The organism is Terriglobus sp., assembly GCF_965201105.1.
GTDB lineage: Bacteria > Acidobacteriota > Terriglobia > Terriglobales > Acidobacteriaceae > Terriglobus.
On record NZ_OZ241741.1, the window covers coordinates 2,469,499 to 2,484,391 of the forward strand.

Below are 14,893 nucleotides of genomic sequence, written 5' to 3' on the forward strand. Positions count from 1 at the left end.
GCGCGGCGTTACTCTGAACGCATGCCTTTCCGCACGCGCACACTTATTTTTGTTGGCGCAGTCGCGTGCGCGCTTCCACTGGTTGCGCTTGGCTTTGCACACTTGCGGCTGCTGTACTGCGAGCCGCTCACGCGCGTTATCGTGGCGGACGGCCGTTTGCACCCTGTTGGCCGGGTTTGGCGAACGCTCGGTGCCGCCCCCAGCGCGGAAGAGATGACGACGGACCCTGCGGACGCGACGCGGGTCACCTTTCGATCGGAAGGGGACGGGGCGGTGGTTGCCTTGTATCGTGCGCCGCTGAACGGCGGCGATGTTGTGCTGCGGCTGCGCGCGGGCAAGGAGTCGTGGCTGCTGCCGGTGCGAGCGCTGGCGGACTGGAATGACCGGGTTGGCGACGGTCTGCCGGACGGTCTGCGCCTGCATGATCCGGAGGACCGCCTGCACTTTCGCCGGTGGTTCACCGCGTTGGCAGATCAGGCTGCTGCCGTTCCTGACCGCGAACTGCCGGCCGAGGTTACGGATTGCAGCGCCCTGCTGCGCTATAGCTATCGGTTGGCGCTGACGAAGCACGACGACCGCTGGTACAAGCAGTTCGCACCCGGCACCATGCCCGCGCTGCCGAGCGTGGCGCAATGGAACTACCCGGACACGCCGCTCGGCGCGGGCCTGTTCCGCGTTACACCGGTGCATGGAAGGCCGCAGCCGTCTGACTTCGCCGAGTTTGCCGATGCCAAAACTCTGTACAGCCGCAACAGTTTTCGTGTTGGACGCGACGTGCGATTGGCCCGGCCCGGCGACCTGCTTTTCTTTCATCAGCTTGAGGGAGAACAGCAGTATCATTCGATGATCGTCACAGGAGAAAGCGGCGCATGGGTCGTGTATCACACGGGTCCAAGTGGATTGGGCGCGGCGCGCAGCCGCGGAGAAATGCGGCGTGCCCGCATTGCCGATCTGCTGCAACATCCCGACCCGCGCTGGCATCCCACGGCGAACAATCCCAACTTCCTAGGCGTGTTCCGGTGGAATCTGCTTCGCGAGGACTGATGCGGCCGAGCTGTTTGCAACGAAACGTTGTGCGCCTGATTGGCTTGTTGTTGTTGCTGCTGTGCGCGGCGCCGCTCTCACTGCATGCCGCTGAGCCGTACTTCACTCTGAGCACCAACAAGAGCTTTGCGCCCGGCGACAAGCCCAAGCTGCACCTGTACACGCACGACGTGGACGCGCTTGAGTTTCGCGTGTATCGGGTGCAGAACCCGGAGGCCTTCGCGGCCAAGCTGCAGGAGATGCACAGCTTCGGCGATCCTTCGCACGCCTGGAAGGTAGAGGAGCAAATCGACGAGAAGACCTGGTTGGAGCGATTTCACGACTGGAAGAGCGATCTCTGGTACGACATCAAGCAATTCTTCCGAGTGCAGTTTTCCAAGCCGACCCGCGAGGCTTTGAAAACGAAGCAGTCGAGTCTGGCCCGGCGCAGCACGATTGTAAACGCCGCGCAATTCGCGCAGATTCCTTTGCTCAACGATAAGCAGTTGGTCGCGCGTTGGCGGTTGCGGGTGCCCGCGACGTTTGTGTCCGACAACCAGATCTTACCGATCGATTCTCTGGGCCGCGGCATGTACCTGGTGGAGGCGACTGACGGCCACCTGAAGGCGTACACGATTCTGCTCGTCAGCCAAACCGCGCTGGTGACCCGGTTGATCAACGGTCAGGTTGTCACCTTTGTGGTGGATCGTGCGAGCGGTGTTCCTGTCGCAAACGCGACGGTCAGCATGCAGTTGGGAAGCGGTGCCATCGTACACAAGACTTCTGCCTTGGACGGAACGGCGATCTTCGACCGCACGCCACGAGCTGCGGACAGCGACACGACGGACGCGGAGAGCGGGCAAAAGTTCTGGTTTATGGCCCGCAGCGGAGATGACGTGGCGCTGGACGCTCCGTTCTCCTACAGCTTTACGCAAACTGCGGACAGCCGGTCCGTGGCGTATGTGTATACCGACCGGCCCGTGTACCGGCCGGGCAACACGGTCCATTTCAAAGCGATCCTGCGCGATCAGGCGGGTAACAATCTGGTGGTGCCGCCAGGGGGCCGCATCCACGTCAGGGCTGCGGATGAGTCGGATAAGACGCTATTGGAGACGGATCTGCCGCTATCTTCCATGGGCACGCTGCAGGGTGATTTGACGTTGCCTGCTGACGTCGGACTTGGGTATGCGCGCATTTCGCTGACGCGCGGCGACAAGGAGGACAATGTAGGCGCGACCGCTTTTCGAGTTGAGGAATACCGCAAGCCCGAATACCAGGTACACGTTTCCGTTGCCAAGCAGCTGCTGCTGCAGGGCGAAAGCAATAACGCGACGATCGAGGCGAAATACTTCTTCGGCGAACCCGTGGCGAACGGCAAGGTGAAGTACCGCGTGTACCAGAGCCGGCATTACTGGTGGGGCGATCCAGCGGACACCGACGAAGACAGCTCGGGTGACCAGGCCTCTGCCGATGAGAGCTTCAGTTCGGCTCCCGACGTGTACGAGGGTAACCAGAACAGTGAGCAGACCGGGCGGCTCGACAATGACGGCAAGCTGACCGTGCCCATTCCGACCCGCTACTCCGACGACATGCGCTATGACGTGGATTACGTCGTGGAAGCGGGTGTGACCGACGAGGCCGGACGTGAGATCACCGGCCGTTATCGCTTCACGGCCACACACGGCAGCTTCCGCGTACACGTGGAACCACAGAGCTATACGGTGCAGGCCGGCAGCAATGCGGTGGTGCGGGTCACCGCGGTTGACTACAACCAGCGTCCCGTACAAACCCGCGTTCATGTGAAGTTAGTGGAGCGGTCCAGCGGCGAGGGTGACAAGGCAGACACGGGCAAAACGCTGGCCGAGACGGACGTGAACACCGCCACGGACGGCACCGCAATGGCAACGCTGAGCGCGCCCGCTTCCGCTACCGGCTCCATAAGGGTGATCGGAACGGCGGTCACTCCAGAGCACCGCACCGTCGAAGATGACGACTCGATCTGGGTGAGCGGCAACGATGCCGGTGATGAGGACAGTGACGAAGCGCAGAAGGTGCGCATCCTGACCGACAAGAAGACATATGCGCCCGGGGATACCGCGCACATAACGCTGGTCAGCCCCGTAGCCGACTTCCACGCGTTGTTCACGGCAACGGCGAACGTTCCGGTGCTGCGCAAAGTGATCGACGCGCCTGGCAAGACAGTTACGTTCGACCTGCCCATCGGCAAGGAAGCGCAACCCAACCTGACGCTCGACGCTGTCTTCATCAAGGCTGAGAAGCTCTACCAGGGACGGCGCGATCTGCACGTTCCGCCGACGCAGCAGCGACTGCAAATCACGATGACGCCGGCGGCGAACGTGTTCCAGCCTGGCCAGGCAGCCACGTACGATGTGACCGCAAGCGACTCTCAGGGTCATCCAGTGCAGGCGGAGTTCAGCTTTGGTGTGGTCGACGAAGCGATCTACGCGCTCTACCCGGACGACAGCGGCGACATCGTCAAACAGCTTTATCCGGATCGCTCGCTGTACCCGGAATATGACAGCTCACTCGCCTACTACTTCACGGGCGAGGCAGGCACCCGTTCGCCGCAGCTTGCCATGCGCCACACGCGCTACGGCCCGCAGTTGGCGCAGGTAAAACCGGGCAATGACGCAAAAGGCCCGCGCATTCGGAAGGATTTTCCGGACACGGCCTACTGGCAACCGGCGGTGCGGACCGACGCCAGCGGACATGCGCGTGTCACGCTGAGCTACCCCGACTCCTTGACGACGTGGCGCGCCACGGTTCGTGCCATCACCGCTTCGTCGCAGGCCGGCTCTACCGTGAACCGGGTTATCGTGCGCAAGAACATCATCGTGCGCATGGGTCAGCCGCGCTTTGTGCGTAAGGGCGACACCGTGACCGTGCCGGTCATCGTGCATAACTACCTGGCGGAAGCGAAGGAGGTGCAGGTTTCGTTGGACGCGACCGGCCTTGAGTTGACGCAGGGCACACCGCAGACGGTCACGCTGCAACCGCGTGCGGACACGACCGTGAACTATCGGCTGCACGCGTCGGCCATCGGAACGGCGACGCTCACGGCGAAGGCGGTCAGCGCCGGTGAAGGCGATGCGCTGCAAATCAGCTTCCCCGTGCAGCCGGACGGCGTGAAGCAGACCATCGCGAGCTCTGGCATCGCGGCAAACGATACGGCACGCGACCTCGCGATCAATTTCCCGGCCGGCACGGATCCGGCTGCCCACTCGCTGCGCCTCACCGCTTCGCCTTCCATCGCGGGCACGCTCTTTTCGGCGCTCGATTACCTCACCGGCTTCCCGTACGGCTGTACGGAGCAGACCATGTCGAGCTTCCTGCCGGACGTGCTCGTCTCGCAGGCGTTGGGCAAATTGGGCGTACCGCTTAAGGAAAGCCCGGCCAAGCTGCACGCGCAGGTAGCAGCAGGCCTGCAAAAGCTGAATGACACACACCACAGCGACGGCGGCTGGGGCTGGTGGCAAGAAGATGACAGCCAGGTCTTCATGACGGCTTACGTCGTGAGTGGACTGCAGCAGGCCGTGGATGCGGGCTACCCGGAGGCGGACGCCGGCATTGAATCCGGCGCAAACTATTTAGCGAAGCAGTTGGAGCAACATCCGCGCATGTTGCCGGACCTGCGCGCGTTTGTGGTGTACGCGCTGGCACAGCACAAGCACAACGTTTCTGCCCAGCTGGACACGTTGTACGGTCGCCGCAATGACTTGTCTCCCCAGGCGCTGGCGTACACAGGTCTGGCGATGCGGCTTGCAAAAGATGGCCGCAGCGCCGAGATCGCGAACCTGCTGGAAGCCAAGGCAAATGTGCAGGGCGAGCTGGTAAGCTGGGCCGCTGATCGCAACAACTTGCTGGACGTGGACACAAACGAAAGTGCTGCCGCGACTGCCTTTGCGCTGAAGTTTCTGCTGCAGGAGCATCCGAACTCATCGCTGCTGCCAAAGGCTGCACAATGGCTGATGCTGAGCCGGGACGAGGGCGACTGGTGGGGTTCAACGCAGGACACAGCGTTCGTCCTGTACGGCCTTACGGATTACGTGGCGGCCACGCAGGAATTGAACGCCAATCTGGACGTGGAGATTAGCGTGAATGGAACGCCGGTCGCGCACCGTCACTTCGATCGCAGCGACGCATTGCACGGCACTGCCTTGACCGTGACGGTTGACGCGGCGCACCTGCAGCCTGGCGCCAATGCAATCCACATCGCAACGCGCGGAAGCGGCCGCGCCTACTGGTCGGTCCAGGGCAACTACTACTCCACCGCGAAGACCGGATATCAGCAGGGCACGATGCTACTAAGCGTCGCGCGCGATTACTTCAAGTTGATGCCGAAGCAGGAGAACGGCCACGTCGTCTACACGCTGCAGCCGCTGAACGGCCCCGTGCAGCAGGGAGACGTGCTGGCGGTGCATCTGGGCGTGACCGGTTCACCACAGAAATACCTGCTGATCGAAGACCCGATCGCCGCAGGGACTGAGTTCGTGCGCAACCGCAACAGCTATACCATCCAGGGGCGGCCCGACACGTGGACTGATTGGTACACGCGAGAGGAGTTCCACGATGATCGCGCCGCTTTCTTCAGCACCACATTCACCCAACGGCAGGACCTGTTCTATCTGGTGCAGGTGACTAACCCGGGCAGCTTCAACATCAGTCCCGCGCGGGTCACGCCGATGTATCAGCCCGCCGTGCAAGCGACGACCGATGCACTGCATCTGGACGTGCAGGAGGTGGCACGATGACCCCGCAACCCGGCCTGCTCACGGCAGCCCTGCGCCGAATCCGTCCGTCCGCGTTACTGCCTTTGATCGGTGGAAACCTGCTTGTGTTTCTCGCCGCACTCCTGGGATTACACATTCCTGACTCGCACACATGGCAGCTTCTGTTGTCTCTGCTGCTTGCACTGGGCTTGATTTCAGGCCTGCTGCTTTGGAACGCGAGCGGCATACGGCGCATGCGCACAGTTGCAAGCCAGACACCGCTCTGGACAGGAGCTTTACTGCTCGGAGCATGCCTGCTGATCGCCGCGTTGCTGTTCCACATTGCCGGTTATGCTGAGCCGAACATCGAAACGCGCGCAGGGTACTGGAACTCACAGCTTTCCTCGGGCATGAGGCACCTGTTGTCCTACGAGCGTCTTGTAAGCTTGCAACAGCTTGCGCTGGCTGCATTTCGCTGGGTGTTTGTTCCGACGCTTGTGCTGCCGTTTGCGATGGAGTGGGCGACTTTCGGATTGCATCGAATCACAATTCGGCGTGCCTCCAGGGTCGTGCTCTCCGCACCGCATTGGGTGACAGCGGTCGTGGCACTTGGCATCACTCTTTGGGTCGTGCCCTGGCTTACGGCATGGCACCCCACACACAGCGTTGGTGGCGAGATGGTGAGTGCTGTGCTCCGGCTCGGTCTTGCAGGGTTGCTTGTGACGGCTGCAGCCGTGCTGCTGCTCGCGGTCGATGCGGAGCTGCTACACCGCAAAGATCCCGCAACTCTCGGCGGCGGCGGCGTCAATCGATAGCTTCAAGGTTTTCGCAGCATCGCATGTGCCGCACTCAACCCATGTTCCGCGATGATTCGTTTCGTCAGCGCACATGCCGCAGCATGCGCCTGCTGTGACTGCGCGAGCGAAACGGGCTCAAGCAACGCAGCATCAGTCGAATCCGCGGAAGCAAGCGTTTGTGGTGCGCAGCTTTCCCCGTTCAGCACGGCAACGAAGCCCTCACGCAGCCAGAGTGGCGCCGTGGGTGACGCTTCGGCTTCTACAAAACTGTGCAGGAACTCGTGGCGAAATACAGCACCAGCACCGCCATGGCTGCGCAGCACCTCCTTCGGTTGCGCTGCGATACGAACACCTTGGGTGGCAGCCAGTTCCCAGCCCGGCTGACCTGTGGCCTGGCGGAATGCTTCCGTCGACGGAAAGACAGTAAGTGTCGGTGCAGCCCGCAAAGGGCTGCCCCAGCGTGCGCGCGCATCGGCGAAGGCGTGTGCCGCCTCCGCTTCCAATGCGGCATCGCGCGCAAGCGTACGCAGCGTAAATCCGTTCGCGGGCAGGCCAAGCCAGCCCGCATCCTGTGGGCGCACCCGCACGGCAGTGCCCGGAAAATAGGCCTGCAGGATATCGCGGTAGCCCTTACCAGCACTTGCCATGGCCGTTGCGCCTGCCTGGCACAAGCCCACACCATGACCGAACCCTGATCCGTCAAAGACGATCCGGTCGCCAAGTCGCCGCACCTGATAGCGGTCGCTCCGCAGTTGGTTCCAACCCAGGCTGCGGTTGAGCGCAAAGCGTAGCGTAGCAGCGGGCATGGTGCGCGTGCCGTCTAGCGCGTGCAGCTTTACCTGCTGCACACGCCCACTGCGGTCTCGGCTTGTGGCCACAATTTCCTGGATTGGATTCGCAAACACAAAGCCCTCGGAAGCAAGCGCACGCCGCACATCCGGCTCAGGCAGAGAAGTATGCCATTGCGACGGCACGCGCGCGCACCACGCGTCACTGTGCGCGGTGAGCCAGGACAGCGTGGGACCTCCCCACGCGACCGACGCATCCTCTGTGAAGCCGCCGCAGTGCTGCGAGAAGTACGCTGCTACCTGCTTACCGTGAAGCCAAAGTGTCTCGCCGCTGGTGTTCCACACGGCCTCACGCAACGATTGCGGCACCGGTTCCAGGCGCAGCGCCTGGCAGTGCGTCGTATCGCAAAGCATACCGGCTTCGTGCCGAGGTGGAACCGCTGCAGCAAACGATCGTGCTGTGACCGCCAGCGCTTTTAGCGACTCCGCCGGCTCGTTCGGCCCTGACTCAGCCGTAAGCACCGCTTCCACATAGCGTTCTCGCGAAATCTGGATGCGTACGCGCAAACGATCATGATCGACATCGATCATCCAATGGCCGGCAGCAACGGCGCGGTGGCCGGCCTCCGTGGAAACGTTCGCGGCGCCGTCGAGCTCAATCCTGCGCAGCGGCTTGTTTGCGCCATCCAGCATCGAGGTACCGCGCAGATGCACATCCAGCGAAAACGGACCGCGCTGCTCAGGGCAGGCACCGCAGAGCCGCACCGCGGCGTCGGGAGACCGTATCTGTAGCCGCTGCACCGCTTCCGTGCGGAACAGCAGTACGGTCACATCATTGCTGGCTTGAACAGGCGAAGCAGCACGAGAAAGTGGTACGCACAGCAAAGCCAGGCACGCGGCTACGAAGATAGATAGACACTGCCTCACTACCAATGCATGCTCCGCATATATACATGCGCAGCCGTGGCAGCATCGTTGCCATTGCCGCCTGGTGCGTAAACAACGACCACATGCGTTGCCTTTGCCTCGGCCGCCGATGTGAAGACGATCCCAGCGAACCATCCATGCTGCAGTATGGGTGCCGGATCATGCGCGGTGCCGGTTTTGCCTCCCAGCGTCAGGCCCGATGTCTGGGCGGCATGGGCCATGCCATATGCGACCGAATCAATCAGACCCGCGCGAACCGTCTCACTCTGCGGGCCGGCCTGAAGCAGCACGCGAGCCAACTCCGCGTACGCATGGGCAAGCTGCAGGGGCGTTAAGGCTACACGGTCGAGCCCCAACGCGAGCAGGACGCGCTGGTTCGGAGAGGCGGCAAGTGCTACGGAATGGATGCCGAACTGCTGTAGACCTTCCTGCAACGCCAGTGGCGGCATCTGCTGCGCAATCCGGGCAAAATAGCTGTTGCACGAGTAAGCGAGCGCCTCTTGCGCATCCAGAATGCGCAGCGAAGAAGGATGCGCACAGGTAAGATTGCGCCCCGCGATGCGCAATGTGCCTGTGCACGCAACCCGAGTGTCTGGCCGCACCAAGCCGACCCGTAACGCCGTGAGTAGAATGAATGGCTTCAGTGTGGAGCCAGGGGCTGAGGCACTCTCGCGGTCCGGTCCGTCTACCGCAATCTTCCCAGTTGCCAGGTCCACATCCACGATGGTCACAGCGGGTCTAGCGGCGACTTCGGTTGCACCAACCGGAATCAGGCCGACCATCAGCAAAACAACAAACGGCAAAGGCCGGCGCAGCCATCGCCACGCCGACCCAGAGAACGCTAAGGCCCTACTGTTTGTTCCCGTCGCGAAACACGCGAATCGACCGGCCACCAACAATCACCTTCTCGGTAAACTCGCATGCCTCAAACGGGTCGTCAAGGTTCTGTGTATCCAGTACCTGAATCCACCGCGATTTGGAGGGCGACTCTGGCAAATGAAACTCCACGCCATCGGGCGCGGCGTTGATCATAAACAGGAAGCTGTTGTCTTTAATGTCTTTGCCGTCCTCATCGGTTACGCCCAGAGTCTGACCGTTCAACAGGATCGCGATGGACTTCGCCCAGTTCGTTTGCCAGTTTTCATCTGAAAATTCGTCGCCACAGGCGTTGAACCACGCAATGTCGCGCACAAGTGATCCACGAATCTTGCGATCCTGGAAGAACTTGCGGCGGCGCAGATTCGGGTGATCGCGGCGAAGATGAATTAGCCTGGAGGTGAACTCCATCAACCGCTGTCGCGGCGTGTCGAGCTTCCAGTCGTACCAGGTCAGTTCGTTGTCCTGGCAATAACCGTTGTTGTTACCACGCTGCGAGCGCCCCAATTCGTCGCCACCACACAGCATCGGGACACCTTGCGAGAGAACAAGCGTGGTCAGGAAGTTACGCACCTGGCGCTCGCGAAGGTCGTTGATGCCCTGGTCATCGGTTGGACCTTCGGCGCCCATATTCCACGAATCATTGTTGTCGGCGCCGTCCTTGTTGTCGTCCCCGTTCACCTCGTTATGCTTCTCGTTATAGCTGACCAGGTCTGTAAGGGTGAAACCATCGTGAGCTGTAATGAAGTTGATAGATGCGTTCGGCTTGCGACCGTCCGCCTGGTACAGGTCGGACGACCCGGTGAAGCGGTATGCGAAGTCCGACAGCAGACCTTCGTCGCCCTTCCAGAACCGCCGCACGGTGTCGCGATATTTGCCATTCCACTCTGCCCACAGCACAGGAAAGTTGCCGACTTGGTAGCCACCCTCGCCCACATCCCAGGGCTCCGCGATCAGCTTCACGTTCTGCAAAATCGGGTCCTGGTGGATGACGTCAAAGAAGCCTGAAAGCTTGGACACGGCAGCCTCTTCGCGCGCCAACGTCGATGCCAGATCGAATCGAAAGCCGTCCACGTGCATTTCCGTTACCCAGTAACGCAGCGAATCCATAACCAGCTTCAGCACCTGGGGATGCACCAGGTTCAGCGTGTTGCCCGTGCCCGTAAAGTCCATGTAGTACCGGGGTTGGCCGGGCACGCGGCGATAGTAGTTCACGTTGTCGATGCCCTTCATGCTGAGCAGCGGTCCGAGGCCGTTTCCTTCACAGGTGTGGTTGTAAACCACGTCCAAGATGACCTCGATGCCTTCGGAGTGCAGGGTCTTGACCATCTCTTTGAACTCTTTGACCTGGCAGCCATCGTCACCGCACGAACTGTATCGCGACATGGGCGCGAAGTAACCCAGCGTGTTGTATCCCCAGTAATCGCGCAAGCCTTTGTCGGTCAACTGCCCTTCATCGATAAAGTGATGCACCGGCAGCAGTTCGACCGTGGTCACGCCAAGCTTCTTCAGGTAAGCAATGCTCGGTTCTGACGCCAGGCCGGCATAGGTGCCTCGCAGCTTCTCGGGAACGAGTTCGTTGGTCTGGGAGAAGCCACCCACATGCACTTCGTAGATGATGGACTCCGCCAGTGGAATGTCGGGCGCGCAATCACCACCCCAATCGAATTTAGGGTCGATTACGATGCCTTTCGGCACGCCGTCCGCCGAGTTCTGGTCGTCAAATTTCAGCTCATCACCGCTCGCCACGTCATAGGCAAAGATCGGCTGCTTCCAGTCCACCTGACCTTCGATCGCTTTGGCGTATGGATCGACCAGCAGTTTATTGCTATTGAAGCGCAAGCCATTTTCCGGGTCCCACGGACCTTCGACACGATAGCCGTAACGCTGCCCGGGCTGGATGCCACGCACCAGGCCGTGCCACACATAAGCGGTCCGTTCTTTCAGCGGAACGCAATCAATCTCCACGCCGTTCTGATCGAAAAAGCAGACGCGCACGGCGGTCGCTGTTTCCGAAAAGAGTGCGAAATTCGTTCCAAGCTTTTGGGGTGTTGCACCCAGCGGGTAAGGTTTTCCGGGCAGCAGCGTGCGATCCATCTTTTCTCCATATGACAAGGGTCAACATAGAAGGATGCTGGGTAGTGCGAGACTGTCACCTGCGCCGCGAGCGCCAGGGCTGCAATCCCGCCAAGCGACGACATTGTTCCAAACGCGCATCCCACCAACCGTGACATCCAAGAGCAGCTATAAGCTTTCTGAGGGTATCCCCCTGCCGCGAGGTGCCGCGTGGGACGGACGTGGCACGAACTTCGCTCTTTTTTCAGAGCACGCCACACGGGTGGAGCTTTGCCTGTTCGACAGTGCCGGCAAGCGCGAAATCGAGCGCATCACGCTTCCCGAGTACACGAACCAGATCTGGCACGGCTATGTGGAAGGCGTCATGCCGGGTACTCCCTACGGCTATCGCGTGCATGGACCGTATGACCCGCGCAACGGATTGCGGTTCAACGCCAACAAGCTGCTGCTAGACCCGTACGCCGTGGCGCACATCGGTAAGCTGAAATGGCTGCCGCCCATCTTCGGATACAAGCTGGAGACAGCCGACGACACCACCTTCGATGAGCGCGATAGTGCTCCGTGCGTTCCCAAATGCCTTGTCGTCGATCCCGCCTTCGACTGGAGCGGCCAACCGGGGCGCATGGACCGTCTGCGCGTCGGTTGGGACGAAACCGTGCTGTACGAGATGCACGTCAAGGGCTTCACGCGATCGCACCCAAAGCTGCCGGAACGTTTGCGCGGCAAGTATGAAGGCTTGGGTCAGCCGGAGATCATTGAGTACGTACGCTCCCTCGGCGTCACGTCGATCGAGCTTCTTCCCATCCATACATTCGTCACCGACAGCCATCTGCACGCGCTCAAGCTGACGAATTACTGGGGCTACAACAGCATCGGCTTTTTCGCGCCCGACCCACGTTACGCAGCAACGCCGCGCCGCGCTCTGCAGGAGTTCAAGGAGATGGTTGCGCGCTATCACGACGCCGGGATCGAAGTGATTCTGGACGTGGTCTACAATCACACTGCCGAAGGCAATGAACTGGGGCCGACACTGTCGTTCAAGGGGATCGACAACTCCAGCTATTACCGCCTGCTGCCCAGCAATCCTCGTTACTACATCAACGACACAGGCACGGGTAACACCGTGAACGTAAGCCACCCCCGCGTGCTGCAGATGGTGTGTGACAGCCTGCGCTACTGGGTCGAGCAGACACATGTAGATGGGTTCCGTTTCGACCTGGGTACCATTCTTGCGCGCGAGCCAAACGGCTTTGACAATAAGAGCGGCTTTCTGAAGGCAGTGTGCCAGGACCCGGTGCTCGCCATCACGAAACTGATTGCCGAGCCCTGGGACATTGGCCCGGGAGGGTACCAGGTTGGCGGATTCCCACCAGGATGGACCGAGTGGAATGACAAATTCCGCGATACGGCGCGCGAGTTCTGGAAGGGCGGCAGTAACGCGGGCGATTTTGCCACGCGCATGACCGCGTCGCCCGATCTGTTCGACCATCAGGGCCGGCGTCCCTGGACCTCCATCAACTTCGTTACGGCGCATGACGGGTTCACATTGAACGACCTGGTCAGCTACAACGACAAACACAACCTGGAAAACGGGGAGGGCAACCGCGACGGCTCCACCCACAACCATAGCTGGAATTGCGGCGTGGAAGGACCAACCACAGACGAGGCCGTGAATGCCTTACGACGTCAGCAGCGCCGCAATCTGCTGGCAACTCTGCTGCTGGCCCAGGGCACGCCGATGCTGCTGGCCGGCGATGAGTTTGGCCGCACGCAACTGGGCAACAACAACGCCTACTGCCAGGACAACAAGTTGAGCTGGGTCGATTGGACGCTGCTCGATGTAAACGCCTCCCTGCACCGCTTTACGCAGCACCTGATTGCACTGCGCAAGCGTTACCCGATTCTGCGCCGCAACCTGTTCCTGACAGGTCATGAGGACGAAGAGCTTGGCGTTCGAGATTTGACCTGGCTGAACGCCAACGGCTCTGAGATGGACGAGAATGCCTGGAAAGACTCACGCACGCGCTGCCTGGGCATGTTGCTGGACGGCCGCGCGCGTGCGACGGGTCTGCGGCAACGCGGTCATGAAGCGACGATCCTGATTTTCTTCAACGATCACTACGAGGCTTGCCCCTTTCGCATGCCCACAAGCACCGGAGGAGACACGTGGCAGATTGTGTTGGATACGGCGATTGAGGACTTCCCGGCGACCGGACAAGCGGCAGAGTTCCGGAACAGCACTTCGATCTACTCGATCGGGCCGCGCTCCATCCAGGTATTTGTCTTGCAGCAAGACGAGCCATAGTTCGTGGAAGCGTGTTGTAGGATCCCCGCGGAAGGTCACATCGCTCGCGTTTCCAAGCGTCAGCCGTGCTTGCCGGTATGTTTCTTTGCGGCTTTGCCACTGCGCTTCTCTGCGCGATGGTGCTGTGTGTCGTTATCTCCGCCGGTTTTCTCAGGTCGCGGAACGTCGCCCAGCCCGGATGGATGAGACGCGCCAATTGTTTCGCTCGCCATCTCACGCAGGGCCTGCATGACCGCGTCATGCACCTCTTCGCGAAATGCTTCACGCACGGTCATCGCAACCTCTGACGGCTCAAACGGCACGTCGGAGTTGCGGTCCATCACGCGTTCCAGGACCTGCTCCACGACGGGCGTTACGTGGATGTGCTTAGCGAGTTCCTTTGCAACGCGCCGCGCCGGTACATCCAGCATGGTATCGATGCCACCGTGCATTGCCGGCGAGGATTGCTGCCAGTCCTTTTCAAAAACCTGAATCATTTCGTGGACCACACGGCCGTCGCGTACGATCACCCCGATTTCACGGCGCGCCTCCAGTTCCAGCTTGCGCAGGCTCTGGCTTCCCAGGAAGGCTTCTTTGCCGTCGCGGAAAATGGCTCGCGCATGCAGCCGAAACGGCAGGGTGCGCACGTTCAGCACGCTGCCTTTCACGCTGGACCTGCCGATTACGCGAACGTCCAATCCCTCTGCCATCTTTTCAGCCAGCAACTGTACGAAATCGTGGTCGCTGATTTTCATCTCATAGAGCAGCAGTTGCTTCTTCGCTCCCCGGATAAACTCCATCAGCTGTGTGCGTGCGTTTGCCGGGCTAACCACGAAGTCGTTGCAGGTGGGCCGGTATTGCTGCCGGGTAGCATCTGCCTCAAACAGCTTCACCGCTTCGGCCACGATCTCAGGGGTTCGAATCGCCAGAGCAAACGACCGGCTCAGCGTGATGTCCATGTGCGTGTAGTTAAACGCAAGCAGCCAAAGCTCCTTGCGATCGATGATGAACATTTTTCCGTGGTAGCGCACCAGGTCATCGGCAGTGCGGGTCACCGTAATGCCGCGCTCCAGCAGGCGGCCCTCCAGCTTGCGCAGGTTCTTCTCTTCGCCGCGATTGGTAAACGCGATCAGCGCCTGCACCTGAACGCCCCGCTGCACAGCCTCGACCAGCGCACGCTCTATCTCGCTTCGGTCGAAACGAAAGATCAAGATCTGGATACTTTTCTTTGCGCTTCGCAGGCCATCCAGCAACGGCTCAATGCCACTCTCAGGTTGAATCAACAAGTTCAAATCGGGACCGCCTGCGCGCAAGGTGCCGCACCGCAGCATAGAAGCACGCGGTGGGATCACTGGGAAAGATGCGCTAGCCTCTTCGCAGGATGTTCGCGCC

General features: G+C 60.8%; 8 protein-coding genes. 4 read left to right on the top strand and 4 right to left on the bottom strand.

What is annotated here, in order from left to right; genetic code table 11:
• Positions 1-21: 21 nt before the first annotated feature.
• Genes ACOFKT_RS10780 through ACOFKT_RS10790 form a run of 3 tightly spaced genes read left to right on the top strand, consistent with a single transcriptional unit; the run spans position 22 to position 6,568 of the window.
• Positions 22-1,044: a DUF1175 family protein gene (locus ACOFKT_RS10780; protein WP_419803998.1), complete on the top strand. Its 1,023-nt coding sequence runs from the start codon at positions 22-24 to the stop codon at positions 1,042-1,044.
• A gap of 29 nt (positions 1,045-1,073) precedes the next feature.
• Entirely contained in the window at positions 1,074-5,795 is a 4,722-nt protein-coding gene (locus tag ACOFKT_RS10785; RefSeq protein WP_419803999.1) for an alpha-2-macroglobulin family protein, read from the top strand.
• Entirely contained in the window at positions 5,792-6,568 is a 777-nt protein-coding gene (locus ACOFKT_RS10790) for a hypothetical protein (RefSeq protein WP_419804000.1), read from the top strand. The genes ACOFKT_RS10785 and ACOFKT_RS10790 overlap by 4 nt, the downstream gene beginning before the upstream one ends.
• A gap of 2 nt (positions 6,569-6,570) precedes the next feature.
• Here the strand turns inward: ACOFKT_RS10790 and ACOFKT_RS10795 are convergent, their stop codons facing one another.
• The 3 genes from ACOFKT_RS10795 to glgX (ACOFKT_RS10805) form a co-directional block, all read right to left on the bottom strand.
• The gene (locus ACOFKT_RS10795; protein WP_419804001.1) at positions 6,571-8,169 is read right to left on the bottom strand and encodes a SpoIID/LytB domain-containing protein; all 1,599 of its coding nucleotides are present in this window, start codon (positions 8,167-8,169) and stop codon (positions 6,571-6,573) included.
• 95 nt (positions 8,170-8,264) lie between these two features.
• Positions 8,265-9,068, bottom strand: coding sequence for a penicillin-binding transpeptidase domain-containing protein (locus ACOFKT_RS10800; protein ID WP_419804002.1), 804 nt, complete (start codon positions 9,066-9,068; stop codon positions 8,265-8,267).
• Positions 9,069-9,114: 46 nt separating this feature from the next.
• Complete coding sequence (gene glgX, locus ACOFKT_RS10805) at positions 9,115-11,238, bottom strand: glycogen debranching protein GlgX (RefSeq protein ID WP_419804003.1); 2,124 nt, start codon at positions 11,236-11,238, stop codon at positions 9,115-9,117.
• A gap of 130 nt (positions 11,239-11,368) precedes the next feature.
• On the opposite strand from glgX (ACOFKT_RS10805), the gene glgX (ACOFKT_RS10810) reads away from it, so the two are divergent.
• A complete protein-coding gene (gene glgX / locus ACOFKT_RS10810) occupies positions 11,369-13,522 on the top strand; it encodes a glycogen debranching protein GlgX (RefSeq protein WP_419804004.1) in 2,154 nt (717 codons plus the stop codon).
• Between the two features lie 59 nt (positions 13,523-13,581).
• Here the strand turns inward: glgX (ACOFKT_RS10810) and ACOFKT_RS10815 are convergent, their stop codons facing one another.
• Positions 13,582-14,793 carry a phospholipase D-like domain-containing protein gene (locus ACOFKT_RS10815; RefSeq protein ID WP_419804005.1) on the bottom strand — a complete coding sequence of 404 codons (1,212 nt, stop codon included), beginning with the start codon at positions 14,791-14,793 and terminating at the stop codon, positions 13,582-13,584.
• Between the last annotated feature and the right edge of the window lie 100 nt (positions 14,794-14,893).